General features: G+C 61.5%; 19 protein-coding genes. 8 read left to right on the top strand and 11 right to left on the bottom strand.

The window, feature by feature from the left end:
• Positions 1-94: 94 nt before the first annotated feature.
• Positions 95-559 (bottom strand): CopD family protein, encoded by a 465-nt coding sequence (locus tag ACF8K2_RS00230; protein WP_392462969.1) that lies wholly within the window; start codon positions 557-559, stop codon positions 95-97.
• Positions 560-657: 98 nt separating this feature from the next.
• Between ACF8K2_RS00230 and dinG the strand changes: the two genes are divergently transcribed.
• From dinG to pdxH, 5 genes are all read left to right on the top strand, one after another.
• Entirely contained in the window at positions 658-2802 is a 2145-nt protein-coding gene (gene dinG, locus ACF8K2_RS00225) for an ATP-dependent DNA helicase DinG (RefSeq protein ID WP_186557575.1), read from the top strand.
• An 81-nt stretch (positions 2803-2883) separates the two neighbouring features.
• Positions 2884-5121 (top strand): beta-galactosidase, encoded by a 2238-nt coding sequence (locus tag ACF8K2_RS00220; protein WP_392462967.1) that lies wholly within the window; start codon positions 2884-2886, stop codon positions 5119-5121.
• A gap of 133 nt (positions 5122-5254) precedes the next feature.
• Positions 5255-6400, top strand: coding sequence for a serine hydrolase domain-containing protein (locus ACF8K2_RS00215; RefSeq protein ID WP_392462965.1), 1146 nt, complete (start codon positions 5255-5257; stop codon positions 6398-6400).
• Between the two features lie 99 nt (positions 6401-6499).
• A complete protein-coding gene (locus ACF8K2_RS00210) occupies positions 6500-7489 on the top strand; it encodes an OmpA family protein (RefSeq protein WP_312153255.1) in 990 nt (329 codons plus the stop codon).
• A gap of 19 nt (positions 7490-7508) precedes the next feature.
• Complete coding sequence (gene pdxH / locus ACF8K2_RS00205; RefSeq protein ID WP_392462964.1) at positions 7509-8156, top strand: pyridoxamine 5'-phosphate oxidase; 648 nt, start codon at positions 7509-7511, stop codon at positions 8154-8156.
• On the opposite strand, the gene ACF8K2_RS00200 is transcribed toward pdxH, so the two are convergent.
• Entirely contained in the window at positions 8153-8386 is a 234-nt protein-coding gene (locus ACF8K2_RS00200) for a hypothetical protein (RefSeq protein ID WP_186557580.1), read from the bottom strand. The two genes, pdxH and ACF8K2_RS00200, sit on opposite strands and share 4 nt — an antisense overlap.
• Before the next feature lie 139 nt (positions 8387-8525).
• Between ACF8K2_RS00200 and ACF8K2_RS00195 the strand changes: the two genes are divergently transcribed.
• On the top strand, positions 8526-8990 hold the full coding sequence (locus ACF8K2_RS00195) for a glycine zipper 2TM domain-containing protein (RefSeq protein WP_186557581.1): 465 nt from the start codon (positions 8526-8528) through the stop codon (positions 8988-8990).
• Between the two features lie 141 nt (positions 8991-9131).
• Here ACF8K2_RS00195 and ACF8K2_RS00190 read toward each other — a convergent pair whose 3' ends face one another.
• The 7 genes from ACF8K2_RS00190 to ACF8K2_RS00160 all read right to left on the bottom strand — a co-directional run bounded on the left by ACF8K2_RS00190 (position 9132) and on the right by ACF8K2_RS00160 (position 16679).
• On the bottom strand, positions 9132-10745 hold the full coding sequence (locus tag ACF8K2_RS00190; RefSeq protein WP_186557582.1) for an NAD(P)/FAD-dependent oxidoreductase: 1614 nt from the start codon (positions 10743-10745) through the stop codon (positions 9132-9134).
• A gap of 103 nt (positions 10746-10848) precedes the next feature.
• Positions 10849-11523: a COG3650 family protein gene (locus tag ACF8K2_RS00185; RefSeq protein ID WP_186557583.1), complete on the bottom strand. Its 675-nt coding sequence runs from the start codon at positions 11521-11523 to the stop codon at positions 10849-10851.
• A gap of 211 nt (positions 11524-11734) precedes the next feature.
• Positions 11735-12436: an ABC transporter ATP-binding protein gene (locus ACF8K2_RS00180; protein ID WP_186557584.1), complete on the bottom strand. Its 702-nt coding sequence runs from the start codon at positions 12434-12436 to the stop codon at positions 11735-11737.
• Positions 12437-13204, bottom strand: a complete 768-nt coding sequence (gene livG, locus ACF8K2_RS00175) for a high-affinity branched-chain amino acid ABC transporter ATP-binding protein LivG (protein ID WP_186557585.1) — start codon at positions 13202-13204, stop codon at positions 12437-12439.
• Positions 13201-14457 carry a high-affinity branched-chain amino acid ABC transporter permease LivM gene (locus ACF8K2_RS00170; protein ID WP_186557586.1) on the bottom strand — a complete coding sequence of 419 codons (1257 nt, stop codon included), beginning with the start codon at positions 14455-14457 and terminating at the stop codon, positions 13201-13203. Before ACF8K2_RS00170 ends, livG begins: the two co-directional genes overlap by 4 nt.
• Entirely contained in the window at positions 14454-15377 is a 924-nt protein-coding gene (gene livH / locus ACF8K2_RS00165; protein ID WP_186557587.1) for a high-affinity branched-chain amino acid ABC transporter permease LivH, read from the bottom strand. The genes ACF8K2_RS00170 and livH overlap by 4 nt, the downstream gene beginning before the upstream one ends.
• 186 nt (positions 15378-15563) lie before the next feature.
• Complete coding sequence (locus tag ACF8K2_RS00160; RefSeq protein WP_186557588.1) at positions 15564-16679, bottom strand: branched-chain amino acid ABC transporter substrate-binding protein; 1116 nt, start codon at positions 16677-16679, stop codon at positions 15564-15566.
• A gap of 360 nt (positions 16680-17039) precedes the next feature.
• Here ACF8K2_RS00160 and ACF8K2_RS00155 point away from each other — a divergent pair, with 360 nt between their 5' ends.
• Positions 17040-17345: a DUF2288 domain-containing protein gene (locus ACF8K2_RS00155; protein ID WP_392462963.1), complete on the top strand. Its 306-nt coding sequence runs from the start codon at positions 17040-17042 to the stop codon at positions 17343-17345.
• 258 nt (positions 17346-17603) lie between these two features.
• Here the strand turns inward: ACF8K2_RS00155 and ACF8K2_RS00150 are convergent, their stop codons facing one another.
• The gene (locus tag ACF8K2_RS00150) at positions 17604-19721 is read right to left on the bottom strand and encodes a hypothetical protein (protein ID WP_372353335.1); all 2118 of its coding nucleotides are present in this window, start codon (positions 19719-19721) and stop codon (positions 17604-17606) included.
• Between the two features lie 254 nt (positions 19722-19975).
• On the opposite strand from ACF8K2_RS00150, the gene ACF8K2_RS00145 reads away from it, so the two are divergent.
• The gene (locus ACF8K2_RS00145; RefSeq protein WP_392462962.1) at positions 19976-20863 is read left to right on the top strand and encodes an NAD(P)-dependent oxidoreductase; all 888 of its coding nucleotides are present in this window, start codon (positions 19976-19978) and stop codon (positions 20861-20863) included.
• On the opposite strand, the gene ACF8K2_RS00140 is transcribed toward ACF8K2_RS00145, so the two are convergent.
• On the bottom strand, positions 20763-23027 hold the full coding sequence (locus ACF8K2_RS00140; RefSeq protein ID WP_392462961.1) for a putative bifunctional diguanylate cyclase/phosphodiesterase: 2265 nt from the start codon (positions 23025-23027) through the stop codon (positions 20763-20765). The two genes, ACF8K2_RS00145 and ACF8K2_RS00140, sit on opposite strands and share 101 nt — an antisense overlap.
• Between the last annotated feature and the right edge of the window lie 172 nt (positions 23028-23199).

Genomic DNA, 23199 nt, shown 5'->3' with positions numbered 1-23199 from the left:
GGCGGAAGGGGCCAGTGGTGCCGCCACATCAAACGGATAAGCTCAAATCTCTAAAAGCCCAAGCCCAAGCCCAAGCCCAAGCCCAAGCCCAACCTCAAACCAAAACCCGCGAACTAGCGACCCCAACCACCGCCAACCCCACCAGCAAATTAACCCCCACCATCCGCCGAATCCGCGCCAAAACCCCAGCCCCAGCCGCCCAATCCTCAGCCTGCACCGCCGCCCGCAGCTCCGGCAGCATCAACGCCTGCACCCGCATGAACAGCGCAAACATCACAATCGCACCCCCAATCATCACCTGCACATACCGAGGCGCCGTTTCAAACCCGGAAAAACGCAAATGCAACATCCCGATACCACTGATCGCCAAAACCGCTACCGCCGCCCAGACCCAACCAAAGAAACGTCGGAAAACTACCACCCACAAGCGCAGCCGCGCAGGCCCCTCCAAGGCTGCAACCGTGGCCGGGCGCAGTACCAGCCAGGCGAAGAACATGCCGCCAACCCAGACCAGGGCAGCCAAAACATGCAGTGTGTAGGGCAGGGCAAAGGCAAGCATCAGGATCTCCATGCGGCACAAAGGGCGATAGCGGGGTATGATAGCCGCCCCATGCGAAACACTGAAAATATATCCAGCCCTTCGGGCGCCTGCAGACCATGATCAGCAACGAACTCAAAGCCACCATCCAGGGCGCCTACTCGCGTTTTCTCGAAGCCAAGAGCCTCAAGCCTCGCTATGGCCAGCGCCTGATGATCGCCGAAGTGGCGAAAGTGCTCGGCGATATCGCCTGCGACGACGAAGGTCGCCGCTCGGGCGAGCCGGCCGTGGTCGCGGTCGAGGCCGGCACCGGTACCGGCAAGACCGTCGCCTACAGCCTGGCGGCGATTCCCGCCGCCAAGGCTGCCGGCAAACGCCTGGTGATCGCCACCGCGACCGTGGCCTTGCAGGAGCAGATCGTGTTCAAGGATCTGCCCGACCTGATGCGCAACAGCGGGCTCAATTTCAGCTTCGCCCTGGCCAAGGGGCGTGGGCGCTACCTGTGTCTGTCCAAGCTCGACGTGCTGCTGCAGGAAGGCCACGCCCAGTCGGCGACCGCCCAGCTGTTCGAGGAAGAAGGCTTTCACATCGAAGTCGACGAGCGCAGCCAGAAGCTGTTCAACAGCATGATCGAGAAGCTTGCCGGCAATCGCTGGGACGGTGATCGCGACAGCTGGTCGGAAACCCTCGAAGACCAGGACTGGGCGCGCCTGACCACCGACCATAGCCAGTGCACCGGTCGCCACTGCCCGAACTTCCAGCAATGCGTCTTCTATAAGGCGCGCGAGGGCATGGGTAAGGTCGATGTAATCGTCACCAACCATGACATGGTCCTGGCCGACCTGGCCTTGGGCGGCGGTGCGGTACTGCCCGACCCGCGTGACACCATGTACGTATTCGACGAAGGCCATCACCTGCCAGACAAGGCGATCGGCCACTTCGCTCATTATTCGCGCCTGCGCTCCACTGCCGACTGGTTGGAGCAGACGGCCAAGAACCTGACCAAGCTGCTCGCCCAGCATCCGCTGCCGGGTGACCTGGGCAAGTACATCGAACAGGTGCCGGAGCTGGCTCGCGAAATCCGCACCCAGCAGCAGTTCATGTTCACCTTGTGCGAGCAGGTCGCGGATTTCCGCCCCGGCGAAGACACCGAAGGCCGTGAGCGCCCACGCTACCGCTTCGAAGGTGGAGTGGTACCGGAGCAGATTCGCGAAGTCGGCATAGAGCTGAAAAAGGGTTTCTCGCGTCTCAACGACCTGTTCACCCGCCTGGCCGACCTGCTCAAGGAAGGCATGGACGGGGAAAACAACATCGGTATTGCCAGCCACCAGGCCGAAGAGTGGTATCCACTGTTCGGCAGCCTGGTGACCCGCGCCCAGGGCAACTGGGAGCTATGGACCGCGTTCACCGCCGAAGATCCGCAAGACAGCCCGCCAATGGCGCGCTGGCTGACGTTGGCCGAAACCGGTGCGCTGTTCGACATCGAGGTCAATGCCAGCCCGATCCTTGCCGCCGAAATGCTGCGCCGCAGCCTGTGGAGCGTCGCCCACGGCGCTCTGGTGACTTCGGCCACACTCACCGCGCTGGGCAAGTTCGACCGCTTCCGCATGCGTTCGGGCCTGCCTCGCGACGCGGTGACGTGCGTGGTGCCAAGCCCGTTCGTGCACGGCGATGCTGGTCTGCTGCGAGTGCCTGACCTGGGCGCTGATCCGCGCGACGCTGCTGGGCACACGGCAGCGATCATCCGTGAACTGCCGGCAATGCTCGAAGAGGCCCGCGGCGCGCTGGTGTTGTTCTCCTCGCGCAAACAGATGCAAGACGTGTTCGATGGCCTGGACCGTGACTGGCGCAAACTGGTGTTGATCCAGGGCAACCTGTCCAAACAGGAAACCCTCAACAAGCACAAGGCGCGGGTCGACGATGGCCAGCACAGTGTGCTGTTCGGCCTGGCCAGCTTCGCCGAGGGGGTCGACTTGCCGGGCGCCTATTGCGAGCACGTGGTGATCGCCAAGATCCCATTCTCGGTGCCGGACGATCCGGTCGAGGCAGCCTTGGCCGAGTGGATCGAAGCCCGCGGTGGCAATCCGTTCATGGAAATTGCCGTACCCGACGCCTCGCTCAAGTTGATCCAGGCCTGCGGTCGCTTACTGCGTACCGAGCAGGATCGCGGCGTCATCACCTTGCTTGATCGGCGCCTGGTCACCCAGCGCTACGGCAAGGCTATTCTCAATGCGCTGCCGCCATTTAGGCGGGAGATTTCCTGACGGCCGGAGCAAGACGCCCCGGCCCGTTGTCCATCACTCAGTCAAGGGCCCATGAGGGCTCTGAAGGAGAGCCCCAGCCCTATGCTCCATCGTACCTTGCCCGCTGTACTTACGCTGTTGTTCAGCTCGCCGTTGCTGGCCGCGCAGCAGACGTTGTTCAGCTTTGTGCGGCCGGCTTCAGTGGTCAATGTGATCACCGCTGATGCCGGCATGCCGCAGTACAACGCGGAGCAGACGGCCGAGGGCGAGGTGCTGCGGCGGGTGGTGTTCAATCCGGTGGAGCGGCCGACACTGGGCCTCAGCCCGCAGAGTGGCGTGTGGGACTGGTCTGCCGGGCAGGCGCTGACTTTGCGCCTGCAAAGCGCCATGGACTGGGCCTTGAGTGTGGATGTCACGGTGCAGAGCAGTGATGGCCGCACGCTCACCAGCCGTATCGACCTGCCCGCCGGGCCTGCGCAGACGGTGATGGTTCCGCTCAAGGCCAGCTCGCCATTGAGCCAGGGCATGCGCGCGGGGCCGCCCATGCCGTGGACGTATCAAGGGCAACGGGTGCTGCTGACCAGCAGCGTCGGTGAAGTCGATCTCACCCAGATCAGTTCGGTTACCCTGAGCATTCCAAGGCCCAAGGTGGCCCAGAGCCTGCTGATCGAGAAAGTTGGTATCCAGGATGACGATCTGGCGTTCAAGGCCGCCTACGACGGTTTGATCGATGCTTATGGCCAGTCCACCCGCGGACGCTGGCCGGAAAAGATCGTCAACGATGATCAGCTCAAGGCCGCTGATACCCGCGAACAAGCTCAGCTCAAAGGCTGGTTGGCAGAGCGCGGCAAACAGCAATTGGACAGCTACGGTGGGCTGATCGCCGGCCCGGCCTTCGAAGCCAAAGGGTTTTTCCGTACTGAAAAGCGTGATGGCCGCTGGTTCCTGGTGACCCCTGAGGGGCACCCGTTCTATTCGCTCGGCATCAATGCCGTGGCGGCCGACGGCGGCCGTACCTATATAAGCGGACGCGAAAGCATGTTCACCGCCTTGCCGGGCGAAGGCGAGCGTCTCGCCGCGTTCTATGGCCAAGGCAACAACGATGATGGCAATGCCTCGTCGCAAGGGCGCAATTTCAATAAAGGTCGCTGGTTCGACTTCTATGCTGCCAACCTGCAGCGTGGTTATGGCCAGCCTTGTCCGGCGCCAGTAGAAGGGCAGCCACCTGTTGCCTGCCCACCTGCGGCCATCGATGCCGCGCGCTGGCAGAGCCACACCCTCGATCGCATGCAGGCCTGGGGTTTCAATACCCTGGGCAACTGGAGCGATCCGGCCCTTGGCCTGGCCAAGCGAGTGCCCTACACGCTACCGCTGTCGATCGTTGGCGACTACGCCAGCATCAGTACCGGCATGGACTGGTGGGGGCGCATGCCCGATCCGTTCGATCCACGCTTTGCCATGGCGACCGAGCGCGCCGTGGCCATCGCCGCCCGTGATCACCGCGATGATCCCTGGCTGATTGGCTACTTTGCCGACAATGAGCTGGCCTGGGCGGCGCCGGGTGATGATCCCAAGGCCCGCTATGGGCTGGCCTTCGGCACCCTCAGGCTGACCACCGACGTACCGGCCAAGCGCGCGTTTCTCAAGCAGCTGCGCGACAAGTACCGCAACCAGGAAGGCCTGTCCAAGGCCTGGGGTATCGACCTGCAAGCCTGGGAACTGATGGAAGACCCAGGCTTCGAAGCGCCGCTGCCCAATGCGCAGCATCCGGAAATCGAGCGCGATTATCAGCATTTCCAGCAGGTATTCGCCAATACCTACTTCAAGACCATCTCCGACTCGCTCAAATGGCATGCCCCCAACCACTTGCTGCTGGGCGGGCGCTATGCGGCCAGCACTCCAGAAGCAGTGAAAGCCTGCGCCGAGTTCTGCGACGTGCTGAGTTTCAACTTCTATACCCTCAAGCCTGAAGATGGCTACGACTTCGCTCGGCTTGCCGAGTTGGACAAGCCGTTGCTGGTGTCCGAATTCCAGTTCGGTTCCCGCGACCGTGGGCCATTCTGGCCCGGGCCGCTGGAGCTGGTACGCGAGGAAGATCGCGGCCCGGCCTACGCCAACTTCCTCAAGGCTGCGCTGGCTCAACCGATGATTGTCGGTGCGCACTGGTTCCAGTACCTCGACCAACCGGCCAGTGGGCGCTTGCTCGATGGCGAGAATGGGCACTTGGGGCTGGTGGCGATTACCGATGTGCCTTATCCAGGTTTTGTCGAAGCGGTGCGCAGGAGCAATCAGCAGGTAATGGATGAATTGCGCAAGGCGCTGAACAAGCCTGCTCTGTAGGTCATACAGCGGCATTTCGGTGCCGTTTGTCGACTTTTCCCTACGACCATCCGGCCACATTCAGTTTGCAAAACCGCCAACTACTGAAACAATGCACGACTTTGTGAAGACGAGTCGTACGGAGAGTAGGCGGGTGCAGATCCAGGGTCACTATGAGCTGAAGTTCGAGGCAGTGCGTGAAGCATTTGCCGCATTGTTCGAGGATCCTCAGGAGCGCGGCGCTGCGCTGTGCATCCAGGTCGGCGGCGAGACCGTGATCGACCTGTGGGCCGGTAGCGCCGATAAGGACGGCCGCGAAGCTTGGCACAGCGATACCATTGCCAATCTGTTCTCCTGCACCAAGACCTTCACCGCCGTCACCGCCTTGCAACTGGTCGGCGAGGGCAAACTGGCCTTGGACACGCCCGTGGCACGCTACTGGCCAGAGTTCGCCCAGGCCGGTAAAGAGCAGGTGACCCTGCGTCAGTTGCTCAGCCACCGCGCTGGCCTGCCGGCGATCCGGGAACTGCTGCCGGCCGAAGCACTCTATGACTGGCAGACCATGACCGCTGCCCTGGCGGCTGAGACCCCTTGGTGGACGCCGGGGACCGAGCATGGTTACGCCGCTATTACCTATGGCTGGTTGATCGGTGAGCTGATTCGCCGCGCTGACGGCCGTGGCCCGGGCGACTCGATCGTCGCGCGTACCGTCAAACCCCTGGGCCTGGATTTTCATGTCGGCCTGGCGGATGAACAATTCCACCGTGTCGCGCACATTGCTCGCGGCAAAGGCAACCCTGGCGACGCCGCTGCACAGCGTTTGCTGCAGGTAACCCTGCGCGAACCTGAAGCGCTGTCGACGCGAGCCTTTACCAACCCGCCTGCCATTCTCACCAGCACCAACAAGCCGGAGTGGCGCCGGATGCAGCAGCCGGCGGCCAATGGCCATGGCAATGCCCGCAGCCTGGCCGGTTTCTATGCCGGTCTGCTCGATGGCAGCCTGCTGGAGTCGGAACTGCTCGATGAGCTGACGCGCGAACACAGCCTTGGCCAGGATCGTACCCTGTTGACCCAGACCCGCTTCGGCCTGGGCTGCATGCTGGATCAGCCCACGGTCGCCAACGCCACTTTCGGCTTGGGCGCCCGCGCCTTCGGCCATCCAGGGGCGGGAGGCTCGGTCGGCTTCGCCGATCCCGAGCACGATGTCGCCTTTGGTTTCGTCACCAACACCCTCGGCCCCTATGTGCTGATGGACCCGCGGGCGCAACAGCTGGTGCGTGTACTTGGCACTTGCCTTTGATCGGGTAACGCGGGTATTGGCCCGACCCTTTGACTATCCTCAATGCCAACGCCTCATGTGTGTGGGCAAAATTTCTTTCTAATTCATGGTGTATCGCTGATGTCTTCACATAAAACCTTAGCACTCGCCCTGTGCCTGGCCATGACCGGCTGCGCCAGCCACTCGCAAGGTACCGCCAAAGACGGCGGCCTCAGCTGGTGGCCTTTCGGCTCCGACAAAGTCGCCGAACAGGAAGTGAAAGAGGCGGTGACCGAGAAGGTCGCCAAGGCTGACGCCAAATCCGATAGCGCCAGCCGTTGGTGGTGGCCATTTGGTGGTGACGACAAGCAGGCTAAAGGCCCAGTCGTACCGAAGATCGATCACAAGGCCACCCAGGCCTGGCTGGACGAGTACGAGCCCAAGCTGCGTGAAGCGGTCAAGGGCAGCAAGTTCGAAGTCGAGCGGCGTGAAGATGTCATGGCGGTGATCATTCCGGTGGAGGGTTCGTACAACCCTGATCGCCCGAACATGCTGCTGCCAGCGACCTTGGGGCCGATTACGCGGGTGGCCAAGGCGGTGGAGGTCGATCCCAAGACCGCTGTGCTGGTGCTCGGCCATGCAGACAGCAGTGGTGTGGCTGCTGCCAACCAGAAGCTCAGCCTGGAGCGCGCTGCTTCGGTATCGGCGATCTTCCGCCTCAGCGGCCTGCAGCGTGACCGCCTGACCCTCAAGGGCATGGGTTCGGTGATGCCGCGTGCGGCCAATGACAGCCTTGAAGGCCGGGCCTTGAACCGCCGTGTGGAAATGTTGCTGACCCCGCAGAACACCATGGTCGCGCTCCTGGCCAAGTATCAGCAGGCCGCACCAGCACCAACCCCAGCCGCTATGGTTGCAGTGCAAGACGCCAAGGCTCCGGCAGCTAAGGCTGCGAGTAAGCCGGCAGCGAAAGCCACCGCCGCCAAACCGGCCGCCAAGAAAGCACCGGCCAAGGCAGCTGCGAAGAAACCTGCAGCCAAGCCGGTTGCCAAAAAAGCCGCGGCAAAACCTGCCGCCAAGAAGGCCGCAACCGATAAGAAAGTAGCTGCCAATAGCCCTGCGAAGACCAACTGATCGTCAAGGAAACGCAGTCATGACCCAATCCCTGGCCGATATGCGCCGCGACTACACCCGTGATGGCCTGGTTGAAAGCCAGGCTCCGGGCGAGCCGTTCGCCCTGTTCCACCAATGGTTCGCTGATGCGGTGAAGACCGAGCAGCCACCGGTGGAGGCCAATGCCCTGACCCTGGCCACAGTCGATGCCGACGGCCGCCCGCATTGCCGGGTGCTGTTGCTCAAGGGGCTGGATGAGCGAGGTTTCACTTTTTTCACCAACTATGACAGCGCCAAAGGCCAGCAGCTGTTGACCAATCCCTTCGCTGCCATGACCTTCTTCTGGCCGGCGCTGGAGCGTCAGGTGCGGATCGAAGGGCGAGTGGAGAAAGTTACCGCGCAGGAGTCGGACGCCTATTACCAAGTGCGTCCGCTGGGCAGTCGCCTGGGCGCCTGGGCATCGCCGCAGAGCCAGGTCATTACCGGGCGTGAGCAGTTGGAAGGCTTGGTCAAGGCGACTGAAGCGCGCTTCTCCGACAGCCAGCCGCACTGCCCGGAGCATTGGGGCGGTTATCGGTTGCTGCCTGAGCGCATCGAGTTCTGGCAGGGGCGGCCGAGTCGCCTGCATGACCGCCTGAATTATCGCCACGTCGAGGGCCAATGGCTGCGTGAGCGCCTGGCACCTTAAGCCCGATAGTTGGCGGCCTCGCGTTCCAGCCAGGCCGCCAATGCCTTGCGTTTGATCTTTTGCGCCCGCGCCAGCTCCAGGCGCTGCAGCATGTAGGCGCGTTTATCATCATCCTTTCCAGCCATCGACAACGCCAGGTCGCGGTCCATCCAGCGGCGCATGCGTAGATACAGCCAGCCATGGAAATACAGGCCTGCGACGGTTGTTACCAAGACGATGAAGTAATCCATGGCTATCCTTGGTCTGACTAAATAGTGACAGCACGGCGGCTGTACCAGAGCTGAATGAAAACAAATTTGTAACGTATGTGTCGTGACAGCCGTCAACCTGCGGAGTCTAATGGACACCTGACTTATGGAGATTCAACCCATGCGTAAATCTGTATTGCTGGTGGCGAGCTTCACCACCCTGTCGCTGTTGCTCGGCGGCTGTGCGTCGAGCCTGACCGGTGACAGCTATTCCCGTGATGAGGCCCGCCGCGTGCAGACCGTGCGCATGGGTACCATCGAATCGCTGCGCCCGGTGAAGATCGAAGGCACCAAGACCCCAATCGGCGGTGGCGCGGGCGCTATCGTCGGTGGTGTTGCCGGTAGTGCTATCGGTGGTGGCCGGGGCAGCATCGTCGCTGCGGTAATCGGCGCTGTGGCCGGTGGCCTGGCGGGTTCTGCCGCCGAAGAGGGCATTACCCGTACCCAAGGTGTCGAGGTCACCGTGCGTGAAGACGACGGCAATATGCGCGCCTATGTGCAGGCGGTGCAGGAAAACGAAATTTTCCGCGTGGGTGAGCGTGTGCGCATCGTCACCGTCGACGGCACCAGCCGTGTGACCCACTGAGCAATTCGCTGAAAAACAAAACCCCGATTTGGCAGCGCCGGTCGGGGTTTTTTATTGCCTATCGCGGGGCAAGCCCGCTCCCACGATGACGCGCAATTAAGCTCGTGGGAGCGGGCTTGCCCCGCGATGGCTGACGCCAGGTTACCCATTTAGCCCGAGGATATCGCGCGCTACCGCTTCTGCGATGCGAATGCCATCGACGCCCGCCGAGAGAATCCCGCCCGCGTAACCCGCGCCTTCACCGGCCGGGAACAACCCCTTGAGATTGACGCTCTGATAGCTCGCGTCACGGGTGATACGCAGCGGCGAAGAGGTACGGGTTTCAATCCCGGTCAGCACTGCATCGTGCAGGTTGTAGCCCTTGATCTGCCGGTCGAAGGCTGGCAGCGCCTCACGAATCGCTTCGATAGCGAAGTCTGGCAGGCTCGGCGCCAGGTCACCCAGGGTCACCCCCGGCTTATACGACGGCTCGACACTACCGAGCGCGGTCGAAGGACGTCCGGCAACGAAGTCACCGACCAGTTGCGCCGGCGCCTGATAATTGCTGCCACCCATCACGTAGGCGTGCGCTTCAAGGCGCTCCTGCAGTTCGATGCCAGCCAGTGGACCACCCGGATAATCACGCTCCGGATCGATACCCACGACGATGCCGGAGTTGGCATTGCGCTCGTTACGCGAGTATTGGCTCATGCCGTTGGTCACCACCCGGCCTGGCTCGCTGGTCGCGGCGACTACGGTGCCGCCAGGGCACATGCAGAAGCTGTACACCGAACGACCGTTCTTGGCGTGGTACACCAGCTTGTAGTCGGCGGCGCCCAGCTTCGGGTGACCGGCGTATTTGCCCAGGCGAGCCTTGTCGATCAGGGTCTGGGGGTGCTCGATACGGAAACCGACCGAGAACGGCTTGGCCTCCATGAACACGCCCTTGCCATGCAGCATGCGGAAGGTGTCGCGGGCGCTGTGGCCCAGGGCCAGGACCACATGGCGCGAGTGCAGCTGTTCGCCGCTGTCGAGCACCACGCCGGTGAGCTGTTCGCCGTCGATCAGCAGGTCGCTGACCTTCTGCTCGAAGCGCACTTCACCGCCCAGGGCGATGATCTCGGCGCGCATGTTCTCGACCATGCCGGTCAGGCGGAAGGTGCCGATGTGCGGCTTGTTGATGTAGAGGATCTCGTCCGGCGCACCGGCCTTGACGAACTCTTCCAGGACCTTGCGGCCATGGTGCTGTGGGTCTTTGATCTGGCTGTACAGCTTGCCGTCGGAGAAGGTCCCGGCGCCGCCTTCGCCGAACTGCACGTTGGACTCAGGGTTGAGCACGCTTTTACGCCACAGGCCCCAGGTGTCCTTGGTGCGCTGGCGAACTTCCTTGCCGCGCTCGAGTACGATCGGCTTGAAGCCCATCTGTGCCAGCAATAGCCCGGCGAAGATGCCGCAGGGGCCGAAGCCCACCACCAGCGGACGCTGGTCAAGGTTGGCCGGCGCTTGGCCGACGTACTTGTAGCTGACATCTGGCGCCACGCTGATGTTGCGATCGTCAGCGAACTTGGCCAGCAGCTCGGCTTCGTTGGCCGCCTGCAGGTCGATGGTATAGATGAACAGCAGTTCGCTGTTTTTCTTGCGGGCGTCGTAGCTGCGCTTGAACAGGGTGAAGCTGAGCAGTTGGTCATCGCGAATGCCCAGGCGCTGGACGATGGCCTCGCGCAGGGCTTCGTCGGGATGGTCCAGGGGCAGCTTCAGTTCGGTGATTCGTAGCATGGCAGGGTCCAGTATCCCGGCCATGGGCGGCCGGCGGCTTTACTCAAACCGCCAAGTATAAGCTGTTCGCCGCCATGACTGGCAGGATAAAAGTGCCCGACGATCAGTTGTCGCGAGCGCCGCCATAGTAACCGCAGCCTTGCAGGGTCTGGCCGTCGATCTTCAGCTGCGCGCGCAGGTGGCGGATGGCACCGGTGGCGCTGTCGACGCAGCGCTGCGGGGAGACCCACAGCTCGACCTGTTTACCATTGGCTTCGCTGCTCAGGGTCAGGCCGCCGCCAGGGACTTGTTCTTCCAGAAAGGGCAGTGGCAGTGGCTCTTGGCCGACCCGGTTGAGCACCATGCCCTTGCCGCTGGCCTTGATGTCCCACTCCGGCTCATGGCCGCCGGCGCGCAGGGTCAGTTGCTTGAAGTTGGGGTCTTCGCAGGCGTTGGTCGAAGGCTCGAGGCGATACAGGCGGCGCACGTCGAGTTGGCCATCGGTGTTGGCCTGCTTGCTGCCGGTCAGGCGGGCGCGGACATCGGCGAATAGTTTGTCGCCGGCATCATCGGCCAGGTTTGCCGCTTCTTGCAGAATGCCGGTGGTGCCGGCGTCATTGACCACGAACAAGCGGCTTTCACTGCACGGCTTGAACAGCAGTTTGCCACCGCTGGCACTCAGTTCGCCCTGCATGCGCGTGGTGCCGAGGTCTGGATCGCTCGGTTTGTCCGCCAGTATCTGGCAGCCGGCGAACAGAGGCAGCAGGGCGGCGAGCAACAGGGGAGGGGTGAGGCGCATGGATGAGGCTCCGGGGTCACAGCGGATGAAGTGGGCACGTTACCCAGCATGGTCGCGGGGCACAAGGGCATTTGCGTTGTGGCGGTGCTGGCCCTATCGCGGGGCAAGCCCGCTCCCACGCTCACCCTGGTGTGGGAGAGTGGGCTGCTACAGCAGGTTCGAGCGCCCATGAAAAAAGGGCCCGAAGGCCCTTTCTGTGGTGCAGAGTCGATCAACCACCCAGGTACGCGTCACGTACCTTTGGATCACTCAACAATGCTTCACCGGTACCCTGCATCACCACCCGGCCGTTTTCCAACACATAGGCACGGTCAGCGATCTTCAACGCCTGGTTGGCGTTCTGCTCGACCAGGAACACCGTCACGCCATCACGACGCAGCTGTTCGATGATGTCGAAGATCTGCTGGATGATGATCGGCGCCAGGCCCAGCGACGGTTCATCGAGCAGCAGCAGCTTGGGCTTGCTCATCAACGCGCGACCGATAGCGAGCATCTGCTGTTCACCGCCGGACATGGTGCCACCGCGCTGGATGTAGCGCTCCTTCAGGCGCGGGAACAACTCCAGGACCTTGTCCAACTGCTCCTGGTAGTCGCCCTTGTTGGTGAAGAAGCCGCCCATGGCCAGGTTCTCCTCGACCGTCAGGCGAGCGAACACCCGGCGGCCTTCGGGGACCACCGCGATGCTCTTGCGCATGATGTGTGAGGAAGGCTGGCCAACCAGCTCTTCGCCCAGGTACTTGATGCTGCCGCTATGCGCCTGGGGCGAGCCGCACAGGGTCATCAACAAGGTCGACTTGCCGGCACCGTTGGCGCCGATCAAGGTGACGATTTCGCCCTGGTTGATCTCGACGTTGACGCTGTGCAGTGCCTGGATCTTGCCGTAGAAGGTGGAAACGTTTTCGAACTTGAGCATTTACGCTTCCCCCAGGTAGGCCTTGATCACTTCAGGATTGTCGCGGATCTGCTCCGGCGTGCCGTCGGCCAGGGGCGTACCCTGGTTGATCACCACGATATGGTCGGAGATGCTCATCACCAGCTTCATGTCGTGCTCGATCAGCAGCACGGTCACGTTGTGGGATTCGCGCAGATAGCCGATCAGTGCCTTGAGGTCTTCGGTTTCCTTGGGGTTCAAGCCAGCGGCTGGCTCGTCGAGCATGATGATCCGCGGTTGGGTCATCATGCAGCGGGCGATCTCCAGGCGTCGCTGCTGGCCGTAGGCCAGGGTGCCGGCGGTACGGTTGGCGAACTCAGTCAGGTTGACCTTCTCCAGCCAGTACTGCGCGCGCTCCATGGCCTCACGCTCGCTGCGGCGGAAGCTTGGCGTCTTGAACAGGCCTGCGAAGAAGTTGGTGTTCAAGTGCCGGTGCTGGGCAATCAGCAGGTTTTCCAGCGCGGTCATTTCCTTGAACAAACGCACGTTCTGGAACGTACGCACCACGCCCTTGCGGGCGATCTGGTGGCCGGCCAGGCCCTGGATCGGCTGGCCGTCGAGCAGGATGGTGCCGCCGCTTGGCTTGTAGAAGCCGGTCAGGCAGTTGAACACTGTGGTCTTGCCGGCGCCGTTCGGGCCGATCAGCGCCACCACCTGTTTTTCCTTGACGGTCAGGGCCACGCCGTTGACCGCCAACAAGCCGCCGAAGCGCATGCTCAGGCCGCTGACTTGCAGAATTTCGCGGCTCATCGACGCAGCTCCAAATGTGGACGTTGCATAGGCAGCAAGCCTTGCGGACGCCAGATCATCATCAACACCATCAGCGCACCGAACATCAGCATCCGGTACTCGCTGAACTCACGCATCAGCTCTGGCAGCAGGATCATCACGATGGCCGCGAGGATCACGCCCAACTGAGAGCCCATGCCGCCGAGCACGACGATGGCGAGGATGATCGCCGACTCGATGAAGGTGAACGACTCCGGCGTCACCAACCCTTGCCGTGCGGCGAAGAAGCTACCGGCGAAACCGGCGAAGCAGGCGCCCAGGGTGAACGCCGAGAGCTTGATCACGGTGGGGTTCAGGCCCAATGCGCGGCAGGCGATTTCGTCTTCACGCAAGGCTTCCCAGGCGCGGCCAATCGGCATGCGCAGCAGGCGGTTGATGACGAACAGCGCCAACAGGGCCAGCAGCAGCGCTACCAGGTAGAGGAAGATGACCTTGTTGATCGAGTTGTAAGGCAGGCCGAAGAACTCGTGGAAGGTTTGCATCCCCTCGGCTGCGCGCCGCTCGAAGGTCAAGCCGAAGAACGTCGGCTTCTCGATGTTGCTGATGCCGTTGGGGCCGCCGGTCAGATCGGTGAGGTTACGCAGGAACAGACGGATGATCTCACCGAAACCGAGGGTCACGATCGCCAGGTAGTCACCGCGCAGACGCAATACCGGGAAGCCCAGCAGGAAGCCGAAGGTGGCTGCCATCAGGCCGGCGATCGGCAGGCAGATCCAGAAGCTCAACCCGTAGTAGTGCGACAGCATCGCGTAGCTGTAGGCGCCGACGGCATAGAAGCCGACATAACCCAGATCGAGCAGGCCAGCCAGTCCGACTACGATGTTCAGGCCCAGGCCCAACATCACGTAGATCAGGATCAGCGTGGCAATGTCGACCGCGCCGCGTGAGCCGAAGAACGGCCACACCAGCGCCACTACGATCAGGCCGAGGATGATCCAGCGCTGGGTCTTGGGCAGGGTGAGGAAGTTGCTCACTGCAGGCGAGATCAGCTTGCGGTCCGAGCCTCTGGAGGTGACGGCGCTCCACTGCTTGTCAAACAGCACCCGCAGGAACATCAGCACCGAACACACGGCGATCACCGTGAGGGTGAACGGCCCCTGGCTGTGCACGATCAGGTTGATGCCGTCGATGCTCAGCTTCAGGCCCAGCACCGGGAAGGCCACGGCCCACACCAGCAAGGCGCTGAAAAACGCCTGTTTGAGATTTTTGTTCATACTTTTTCAACCTCCGGACGGCCCAGGATGCCGGTCGGCCGGAACAACAGCACCAGAACCAAGAGACCGAACGCCACCACATCCTTGTATTGGTCGCCGAAGATGTCGGCGCCGAAGGCTTCGGCCACGCCCAGCACCAGCCCGCCGAGCATGGCGCCCGGAATGCTGCCGATGCCGCCCAATACCGCCGCGGTGAAGGCCTTCAGGCCTACCAGGAAACCGGCGTTGGGGTTGATCACGCCGTATTGCATGCTCAGCAATACAGCCGCCACCGCCGCCAACGCGGCACCGATGACGAAGGTCAGGGCAATGATGTTGTTGGTGTTGATGCCCAGCAGGTTGGCCATCTTGATGTCTTCGGCACAGGCGCGGCAGGCGCGGCCCAGGCGAGAACGGGAGATGAACAGGGTCAGCAGGGTCATGGCCACCAGGGTGACGATGAACACCAGGATCTGCATGTAGGAAATCAGGACTTCCTCCGCGCCACCTGGGCCGAAGGAGATGCTCCCCGGAATCAGGTTAGGGATGGACTTGTCCTTGGAGTCCTGCGAAAGCAGCACGGTGTTCTGCAGGAAAATCGACATGCCGATAGCGGAAATCAGCGGGATCAGACGGTTGCTGTTACGCAGGGGGCGATAGGCAACCCGTTCGATGCTGTAGCCATAGGCACTGGTAACGAAGATCGTCGCGACGAACGCCACGGTCATCAGGATCGGCAGCGAGTCGATGCCCATCATGGCCAGCCCGGCAAGGGCGATGAAGGCCACATAGGAACCGATCATGTACACCTCGCCGTGGGCGAAGTTGATCATGCCAATGATGCCGTACACCATCGTGTAACCGATGGCGATCAAGGCGTAGGTGCTGCCGATGGTCAATCCATTAACCAGTTGTTGGAAGAAATGGTAGATCTCAGGCATTACAGCGCTCCTAAAAACCTGATTTGCATTTCACTGGCGGGGGTAGGCCAGGAAACCGCGAGTGACGGTTTTAAGATTTTCAGGTGAACCGGCCCCCGGATCGCGGGAATCAGGTCCATGAACCTCGTAAAACAAAGCCCACTGCTCGCACAGTGGGCTCGTTAGCTCAGCTATTTAGTCACGCAGTTACTGAGGGGAGACTTCGGTCTTCGGTTTGCCGAAGTGCCATTCGTAGACCACGAACTTGAAGTCTTTCAGGTCGCCATTCTTGTCGTACGACAGGTCGCCAGTCGGGGTCTTGAAGGTACCGGCGTGGATGGCCTCGGCTACTTTGTCGGTGTCTTCGGACTTGGCTGCCTTGATGCCTTCGGCGATCAGCTCGACAGCCGAGTAGGCTGGGAACACGAATGGACCGCTTGGGTCTTTGCCGTCAGCCTTGATCGCATCGGCGATGGCCTTGTTGGCAGGATCCTGGTCGAAGGACTTCGGCAGGGTGACCAGCAGGCCTTCGGAAGCGCCTTGGGCAATCTGCGAGATGGAGTCGTTGCCGACGCCTTCTGGGCCCATGAACTTGGCTTTCAGGCCTTTTTCCTGGGCTTGGCGCAGGATCAGGCCCAGCTCTGGGTGGTAGCCGCCGTAGTAGACGAAGTCGACGTTGGCTTGCTTGAGCTTCTGGATGATCGAGGAGAAGTCCTTGTCGCCAGCGTTCAGGCCTTCGAACACGGCAACCTTGGTGCCTTTACCTTCCAGGGTGGTCTTGACCGCAGTGGCGATGCCTTCGCCGTATTGCTGCTTGTCGTGCAGAACAGCAACGACCTTCGGCTTGACGTGGTCGGCGATGTAGTTGCCGGCCGCTGGGCCTTGAGCGCTGTCCAGGCCGATGGTGCGGAAGATCAGCTTGTAACCACGGGAGGTGATTTCCGGGCTGGTGGCGGCGGGGGTGATCATGATCACGCCTTCATCTTCATAGATGTCGGACGCAGGCTGGGTGGAGCTGGAGCACAGGTGGCCGATCACGAACTTGACGCCATCGTTGACCACTTTGTTAGCGACTGCCACGGCCTGTTTCGGGTCGCACGCGTCGTCGTATTCCTTGGCTTCAAGCATTTTGCCATCGACGCCGCCCTTGGCGTTGATGTCCTTGATGGCCTGTTTGGCGCCGATGAACTGCATGTCGCCGTACTGGGTCACAGGACCCGTCTTGGGACCGGCGATACCGATCTTGATGGTGTCGGCGGCAAACGAATGGCTGGCTACCCCGGCCAGAACCATTGCGGCGAACAGCTTGGAAATCTTGATCATAGTGCTCCACTCATTCTGTTGTAATTCTTATAGTCCTGGCGGCCAGGGCTACAGACCGGGCGGGATTTGCGGCATGGCCATGCCAGACGCAAGCCCACCTTCCCCCGGAACATGTCCCGGAACTGTACCGGTACAGTGTAGAGCGCTGTCCAAGCGCTTGAAAAGCGGCTGAAAAGCGCCAAATTGCCGAGGTGTCGCTTGATCGACACAAAGATACAGAAAAGCGCCATCACTTTGCCTGCATCACCAGCCCCGCCCCACAAGTTCGGGACCAATCGACCAATTTACGTATTTGAAACCGGGTTTTTCTGCAAAAATGCCGACCTTTTTCATTGGCCGATTTTTTGCCGGTAGGAACCCATGACTGATCAAACAAGCACCCTCTATGCCAAATTGCTCGGCGAGACTGCAATCATCGAGTGGAACGCGTTGGAACGATTCTGGGCCAAGGGTGACCTGATTTGGGTCGCGCCTGAGTTGGACCTGATCGCCGTTGCCGAGGCGATGGCCGAGAATCGCAGCGAGATCTTCGCCAAGTGGCGTAGTGATGGCACTGTTGGGGCATTGTCGGCAGAGCAGGCGCTTGACCTGCAAAGCCGCGATCCAGAGATCTGGGCGGTGGTGGTTTCGCCGTTCGTGGTGATGCAAGAGAAGAAAGCGCAGTGATGTCGCGCTTTTTTGGTGCGTGAAAATGTGCAGGCGCATCAAATAAGTGCGTGTTGACGCGCACGTAAGGTGGAAGTTGGTAACAGTGCCGGGTTGATTCGGCGCAGCGGTAACAGTTTACGGAATGCGTAATGGGGCCGCAGAGCGGCCCTTCGCGGGCAAGCCGGCTTCCACAGTCTCGCGTCGCGCTCACCTGCAGCGCTGTACCTGGGGGAGCTGGCGACAGCCTGCGATGGGCCGCGCGGCGGCCCCAGTGCCTCAGTAGTCGACGCGCCCGGTATGATTATTGAGCGAGATGACCCGGGTCTTACCGATCCGGTGGCGGAAGATCTCGCGCAGGTATTTCACCGCCTTCTTCACGCACTCGCGCGACAAGCGAATGTCATTGATCGAGACAAACCGGCTCTTGTCGTTGATCAGTTCGCGGTACTTCTTCTCGTACATCGGCTTTATCGCATACCAGTTGGTATCGAGGATCTTCGCCGGGTTCTCGAACTCATTGAGCAACTCGTCAATGCGCTCTTCCTCGAAGTGCTCGCTGGTGATGAACTCCAGGATGGCGTTGTCCAGGGTATCGTCGAAGCGGTACGGGTTACGCGCGAAGCAGCGCTTGATGAACGCTACGATCAAGGTCAGGAAGTCGTCCGACAAACACGGGCTCTTGGCGATCAAGGTGGTCAGCGACAGGTTGGCCGAGGCGCCGATCACCAGCGCGTAACGCTTGAGGGTGGTGTTGGGGAACAGGCTGTTGAGGTGGGTCTTGAGCCGGTTCAGGTCCATGTACGACAGCTTGTAGTCCTTGGGCAGCGAGACGATCGATACCACCGACGAGCAGTTCTTGAAGAAGTGCAGGTCATGCAATGCCGCCGGGTCGAAGCCTGAGGCCTGGTACTGCTCCAGCGCCGCGCGATAACGGCGCGACTCGATCGGCAGCAGGCTGATGCCTTCGATGGCCTGGGTCTGCTTGTTGAAGTGCGGCAGGTCGATGGAGCGGAAGAACAGATCATCGATGTCCAGGCGCGGTGCTTCGCGCTCGAATACCTTGAACTTGTCCGACCCCTGCGCCGGGATCTCCGGCACCACCGATTCGGCATAGGCAATCGCCACTGGGCCGGCCAGGCTCATGAACAGGTCATTGGCGTCCAGGCGAATGGTTTCGCCAATGTCGATGCCGGCGCGGCGGAAGTAGTTCTGATCGTAATCGGTGGTCACCGCCTGGGCGGTGAGGATGTTGAAGATTTGTTGGGAGATGTACTGGTTGGCGTGCTTCTCCATCGCGTTGACGTCGATGTTCTGGATGGTGCCGTCATCGCTTTCTTCGGCGTAGCGCATGATGTCGTTGGAAATCAGCATCATCGCGTTCCACGGGCGGATGCGGCCCATGACGCTGGCTTCGCTGCTGTCTTCGTTGTCGAAGTTATAGGAAAAGTCCCATTCCTCGGACAGGTATTTGCACAGCAGACGACCGGCGTTGATGTGCAGCGCTTCGGACATTTCGCTGCGATGATCCGAGGCATTGGGCAGCACGCAGATGCCGCTGGTGAAGATCGGTTCGAAGACGAACGAATGCCCGCTCTTGCCGTCGTTCTCGTCGGCAGGCTTGGTGTCGAAGGTCTTGTTCATGTACGAGTACTGCTGGGCCAGGCCGAATTCCGACGCCATGCCCGAGCCGGTACCGCCACCGGCGCTGAAGATATAGAAGTACAGCCGCGACTGGTTGGCCTTGATCCCGCAGGAGTCGATCAGGTACGAGTGGATCAGTTTCCAGTCGGCGCTGGAGAAGCGCTGGGTGTCTTTGTTGAGGATGATCTTGGCCAGGTACTGACCGAGGATCGGTGCGTTACCGGCGCCACCGGCATGGACCTCGGACAGGTCCATGATCTTCATTTTGCTGTAGTCCCGCAGGAAGCCGCCGCGCTCACCCTTGCGCGAGAAGCGGATGCGTCCGGCGATGTCCTTGTCCAGGTCACCGAGCATCACCAATGGCTCGACCAGAAACACCGGTTTTGCACCTTTGTTCTGCACCAGGCGCAGGTTCTGGCGAATCCAGCGTGCCGGGCTGTAGCCCGATTCACCTTTGTGGCGATCCTCGTTGTTGAACTCGTTGAGGAAGAAGGTGCGAGCGTTGTAGACCAGCTCCGCCACGTCCAGGGCGATGTTCGAGCCGCAGCGGCCAAGGCCGATCAGGCACACCGAAGGAAACTGCTGCTCCAGGCGCAGCTGGCTTTCGTCCTCGATGTGGCCGTTCTGGGGGAACACCAGGTCGCGCAGGCCATCGAGGTTGTCGAGGATGCGCTGGATATCCTGCTCGGTGTAATACAGGTACTGCTGCGCCGGCACGCTGCGAGTGGGCAGCGGTTCGCGCGCTGCTGTCATCAGCGCGGTGGAGGGGATCGCCGACTCGGGCACCGCATTGGCAGAATTATTGGTAGAGGTCATAGTGCGCCATTTGCCTGGAGTGGTTGGCCCGAAGAGGTGAGTATCATCTGGCCATCACGGAGAAGTTCGCGACTGTATCAGTGCGCCATTTACGGGTGCGATAGGGGTTTGCCTTACAGCTTCTAAGGGTTTTTCTTTCGCGATGGCACTACATCGCCCGTTTGTCACCCTTCTTTAATCTGGAGTCGTTCATGAGTACTGCACTGCCTGCGTTAGGATTCGCCGGAATCGGTCTGATGGGCCTGCCGATGTGCCGGCGGTTGTTGGCCGCGGGCTATCGGCTGACGGTATGGAATCGCAGCCCGGACAAATGCGCCGAGCTGGTCGAGGCGGGCGCCCGTCTGGCTGCCAGCCCGGCAGATTTATGCCGCGACACCGACATGGTGCTGCTGTGCCTGGCGGATACCGCCGTGGTGCGCGAGGTGGTATTCGGCGAGCAGGGCGTGGCCCAGGGCGGGCGTAGTGGGCAGCTGCTGGTGGACTTCTCCAGCCTGGAGCCGACCGCGACCCGCGAGATGGCCGCAGAGTTGGCGGCACTGTGTGGCATGGCCTGGTTGGATGCGCCGGTGTCGGGCGGCACTCCGGGGGCGGAGGCGGGGACGCTGGCGATCATGGTTGGCGGTGCGGCCGAGGACTTGGCCAGGGCACGCCCGGTGCTGCTCAACCTCGGCCAGCGAGTGACGCACATGGGCGGCGTTGGCGCAGGGCAGGTGACCAAGGCCTGCAACCAGATGATCGTCGCCTGCAATGCGCTGGTGATCGCCGAGGTGGTTGCACTTGCCGAGCAGTCAGGGGTCGAGGCCGGCCTGATCGCCGAGGCGCTGGCGGGCGGCTTCGCTGACTCCAAGCCTTTGCAGATCCTTGCCCCGCAAATGGCCGAGAGCCGCTTCGAACCGATCAAGTGGCATGTGCGCACATTGCTCAAGGACCTGGATACCGCCGTGAAATTTTCCCGCGAGCAGGGTACGGCAACCCCGCTCAGTGGCCTCGCCGCGCAATTGATGCGTTTGCATGGTAGCCAGGGGTATCTGCAAAAAGATCCGGCGACCCTGGTAGAACTGTATCGACACAAGGACTGAGGTCGCTGTCCTGGCGCTCGAGACGTTCTAGCACCGGGCGCAATTCGGCCAGCGGGACCGGGCGGCTGAGCAGATAGCCTTGCAGGTAGTCGCAGCTGTGGGCGGCGAGGAATTCGTGTTGTTCAACGGTTTCCACGCCCTCGGTGACCACCTGCAGGTGCAGGGTGTGGGCCATCATGATGATCGCCTGGACGATCTCGCGGTCTTTCTGGCTGGCCGGGACGTCCTGGATGAACGAGCGGTCGATCTTCAGCACGTCCAGCGGCAGGCGCTTGAGGTAGGCCAGTGACGAATAACCGGTGCCGAAGTCGTCGATCGACAGCGCTACGCCCTGGGCGCGGATGCGCTTGAGCAGGTTGATGGTGCGATTGATGTCGCCCATCAGGGCATTTTCGGTCACCTCCAGCTCCAATTGCCGTGGCGACAGGCCTGCTTGGAACAGCGCCAGCTCCACCTCGGTGGCCAGTTCTTCGCGGCCCAGGGTCAGCGCCGAGCAATTGACCGTGACTTTGAGGCTGGCATAGCCGTGGCGATTGAGCTGGGCCAGGTCTTCACAGGCGCGGCGCAGCACCCACAGGTCAAGGTCGGCGATCAGGCCGTTGGCTTCGGCAATCCCGATGAAGCGATCCGGCCCAAGCAGGCCGTGCTGTGGATGCTGCCAGCGGACCAAGGCTTCGAGCTTGGCCACTTGACCGTTGTGCAAATCGAAGATCGGCTGGTAGTGCACGCACAGGCCGCGCTCTTCGAGCAGGGCCACGCGCAACTCCTCTTCCAATTGCAGCTCCAGGGTGGCGCGGGTGCGCAGCCCGCTATTGAAGAAATTCAGGTTATTGCGCCCACAGCCCTTGGATTGATACAGGGCCAGATCGGCGTTTTTCAGCAGCTCCTCGGCGTTGCGGCCATCGTCGGGGAAGATACTGATGCCAATGCTGGTGGTCATCACCATACGCCGGCCGCCCAGATCGATCGGGTCTTTCATCCGGTGCATGATGCGCAGGGCCAGTTGGCGTGCTTCATCGCGGTTATTCAGGCTGGTGACGATGCAGAACTCGTCGCCGCCAAAGCGCGCCACCAGGTCCTGGCTGCGGGTGGCGGCCTTGATATGGCTGGCGATGACCTTGAGCAGGTCGTCGCCGGCGGCATGGCCGAGGCTGTCGTTGATGCGTTTGAAGTGATCGATGTCGAGAAACATCACCGCCAGCATGCCGTCGTTGGCGGCCTGTTCGGCCAAACGCTCGGCAAACACTTGGTTGAAGCCGCGGCGATTGACCAGGTTGGTCAGGGCGTCGTAGTGGGCGGCTTGCTGCAGCGAAACACGGGCTTGGTCCAATTGGCTGAGCAGCACGCTGACCCGACGCAGGTCGTGTTCTTTGCTTTGCAGTTTTTTGTCGGCGAGTGCGGCGCTGATGCTGCTGCCGCTGATCAGCAGGGTGATGAAAGCGATGGTCAAGCCCATTTGCAAGCTGTTGTCGGTCGATGGCAGGCTGAGGGCGGCGTCCGTTGGGATCACCAGGGTCATGGCAGCCATGCCAGTGAAGTGGGTGACCACGATGCCAGCCGCCATCAGCACGCTGGCGCCATATTTCATGGCCAGGTGCAAGGTGCCACTGCCGTTGCGCAAGTGGCGCGCCATCAACAAGGCTACCAGGCTGGCGGCGATGGCAATGCCCAACGAGGCCAGCAGTAAGTGGGTCTGGTAGTACTGCTGAGCGCTGGTTTGCAGGGCGGCCATGCCCACGTAGTGCATCAAGGTGATGCCCAGGCCGATGAAGACGGCGGCCTGAAGATAGTGACGCGGGCGCATTTCACTGCGGTCCAGGCTGTTCATCGCCAGCCAAGAGGCGAGCAGGGCGATCAACAGGGACAGCCCGGTCATGGGCACGTCGTAGTGGATTTCCAGTGGTGCGCGGAATGCCAGCATGCTGATGAAGTGCATGGCCCATACCCCACCGGCCAGGCAACAGGCACCCAGGATGCGCCATTGCCGGCGCGCACCGAGGTTTTCGCTGTTGCTTTGCCGTTCGGCCATGTCCAGGGTGGCAAAGCACGCCGCACAGACCACCAGATAGGCGAGCGCTACCAGGAACGGTTCGTGACGGCAGTCGAGAACGATCTGTCCCGTAGCCGGCAAATCGGCGAACAATTGCAGTCCCAGCCAGTCCATTGCTTGCCTCTTCGTCGACCCTGCACGCGTCTCCAGGGAAGCTGGATGGAGACTGTTCAGCAAGCAGTATAGGAAGAGGTGCTTAAGCCTTCCTGATTAATGGCATTTTGCTCTCTACCATTTGGTTATTGGCTTAATAGCGGTTAGATCTAATAAGTTGGGGCCGCTTTGC

The sequence above is a fragment of the Pseudomonas sp. xss_2 genome, from assembly GCF_043104195.1.
Lineage (GTDB): Bacteria > Pseudomonadota > Gammaproteobacteria > Pseudomonadales > Pseudomonadaceae > Aquipseudomonas > Aquipseudomonas urmiensis.
The sequence above is the reverse complement of the archived record's forward strand: the minus strand, read 5'-3'. Positions and strand labels throughout refer to the sequence as shown.

Coding starts and splice junctions, on each gene's coding strand:
- ACF8K2_RS00230 (WP_392462969.1), bottom strand. CDS start 559: ATGCTTGCCTTTGCCCTGCCCTACACACTGCATGTTTTGGCTGCCCTG.
- dinG (WP_186557575.1), top strand. CDS start 658: ATGATCAGCAACGAACTCAAAGCCACCATCCAGGGCGCCTACTCGCGT.
- ACF8K2_RS00220 (WP_392462967.1), top strand. CDS start 2,884: ATGCTCCATCGTACCTTGCCCGCTGTACTTACGCTGTTGTTCAGCTCG.
- ACF8K2_RS00210 (WP_312153255.1), top strand. CDS start 6,500: ATGTCTTCACATAAAACCTTAGCACTCGCCCTGTGCCTGGCCATGACC.
- pdxH (WP_392462964.1), top strand. CDS start 7,509: ATGACCCAATCCCTGGCCGATATGCGCCGCGACTACACCCGTGATGGC.
- ACF8K2_RS00200 (WP_186557580.1), bottom strand. CDS start 8,386: ATGGATTACTTCATCGTCTTGGTAACAACCGTCGCAGGCCTGTATTTC.
- ACF8K2_RS00195 (WP_186557581.1), top strand. CDS start 8,526: ATGCGTAAATCTGTATTGCTGGTGGCGAGCTTCACCACCCTGTCGCTG.
- ACF8K2_RS00190 (WP_186557582.1), bottom strand. CDS start 10,745: ATGCTACGAATCACCGAACTGAAGCTGCCCCTGGACCATCCCGACGAA.
- ACF8K2_RS00185 (WP_186557583.1), bottom strand. CDS start 11,523: ATGCGCCTCACCCCTCCCCTGTTGCTCGCCGCCCTGCTGCCTCTGTTC.
- ACF8K2_RS00180 (WP_186557584.1), bottom strand. CDS start 12,436: ATGCTCAAGTTCGAAAACGTTTCCACCTTCTACGGCAAGATCCAGGCA.
- livG (WP_186557585.1), bottom strand. CDS start 13,204: ATGAGCCGCGAAATTCTGCAAGTCAGCGGCCTGAGCATGCGCTTCGGC.
- ACF8K2_RS00170 (WP_186557586.1), bottom strand. CDS start 14,457: ATGAACAAAAATCTCAAACAGGCGTTTTTCAGCGCCTTGCTGGTGTGG.
- livH (WP_186557587.1), bottom strand. CDS start 15,377: ATGCCTGAGATCTACCATTTCTTCCAACAACTGGTTAATGGATTGACC.
- ACF8K2_RS00160 (WP_186557588.1), bottom strand. CDS start 16,679: ATGATCAAGATTTCCAAGCTGTTCGCCGCAATGGTTCTGGCCGGGGTA.
- ACF8K2_RS00155 (WP_392462963.1), top strand. CDS start 17,040: ATGACTGATCAAACAAGCACCCTCTATGCCAAATTGCTCGGCGAGACT.
- ACF8K2_RS00150 (WP_372353335.1), bottom strand. CDS start 19,721: ATGACAGCAGCGCGCGAACCGCTGCCCACTCGCAGCGTGCCGGCGCAG.
- ACF8K2_RS00145 (WP_392462962.1), top strand. CDS start 19,976: ATGAGTACTGCACTGCCTGCGTTAGGATTCGCCGGAATCGGTCTGATG.
- ACF8K2_RS00140 (WP_392462961.1), bottom strand. CDS start 23,027: ATGGACTGGCTGGGACTGCAATTGTTCGCCGATTTGCCGGCTACGGGA.